Annotated in this window: 2 protein-coding genes; one reads left to right on the top strand and one right to left on the bottom strand. The window is 42.0% G+C overall.

Translation table 11 applies throughout. The annotated features are described in order from the left end of the window. Positions 1-256: LysR family transcriptional regulator (locus ACTXGO_RS14575; RefSeq protein WP_443575024.1), on the bottom strand; the 256-nt coding region annotated here is incomplete at its 3' end. Positions 257-346: 90 nt separating this feature from the next. Here ACTXGO_RS14575 and ACTXGO_RS14570 point away from each other — a divergent pair. Next, positions 347-850 (top strand): lactoylglutathione lyase family protein, encoded by a 504-nt coding sequence (locus ACTXGO_RS14570; RefSeq protein ID WP_443560272.1) that lies wholly within the window; start codon positions 347-349, stop codon positions 848-850. Positions 851-1,016: the final 166 nt, after the last annotated feature.

Here is a 1,016-nt window from a genome sequence, read left to right as displayed (position 1 = left end):
CATCACCGATACGCTGTTCTAGATTTGCTAGACGCTGCAAGATATCATCCGCTTCCCTATATAACTCCTCGCCGGCATCCGTTAGTGAAAACTGCTTCCCTTGGCGGATGAGCAAGTCGACATCTAACTGACTTTCAAGCTTACGTATGTGTTGACTCACGCCTGACTGGGTCATATGTAGGCGCTCGGCAGTGCGGGTAAAATGTCCCACTTCAACAAGGGTAAAGAATGTGCGTAGCCACGTGATATTCATCATTACGATATATACTTATCTTTATAATAAATGATAATTTTACGTAATGGATATAGCTTTGTAAACTACTCCCATATTACAACAGGAGTATGAATGATGAATAACGTCTATCCAAGAAGCTTTTCGCACATTGGCCTTTCCGTCCCTGACCTAGAAGCAGCGGTAAAATTCTATACCGAGGTAATGGGTTGGTACACCATCATGGAGCCGACCGAAATCGTTGAAGATGACAGCCCTATTGGTGAGATGTGTACGGAAGTCTTTGGCTCAGGCTGGGGCAGTTTTCGTATCGCTCATCTCTCAACTGGTGACCGTATCGGTGTTGAAATATTTCAATTTAAAAATCAAGAAAACCCTGAAAACAACTTTGAATACTGGAAGACAGGTATTTTTCACTTCTGTGTTCAAGATCCAAACGTGGAAGAGCTCGCTGAACGCATTGTCGCTGCTGGCGGCAAAAAGCGTATGGAAAAACCGCGTTATTACTACCCCGGCGAAAAACCTTACCGTATGATTTATATGGAAGACCCGTTTGGCAATATCGTTGAAATATACAGCCACAGCTATGAGCTTATTTATAGCGAAGGCGCGTATTAAACGGTTATCTCTCGGCGATTAAGCGGTCAATATATAGTCTGACCTGTCATTATCTCTACACAAATAAAAAGGACACAATATTACTATCGTGTCCTTTTTATTTAGTATAACTAGGGCGTATTTGATAATTCACAAATACGCACTGACAGAGACTATTTTTTAGTCG

The organism is Psychrobacter sp. T6-1 (genome assembly GCF_052258445.1).
Note: the sequence above shows the minus strand (reverse complement) of the source record. Positions and strands in the feature narration are given on the sequence as shown.

Coding starts and splice junctions, on each gene's coding strand:
- ACTXGO_RS14570 (WP_443560272.1), top strand. CDS start 347: ATGATGAATAACGTCTATCCAAGAAGCTTTTCGCACATTGGCCTTTCC.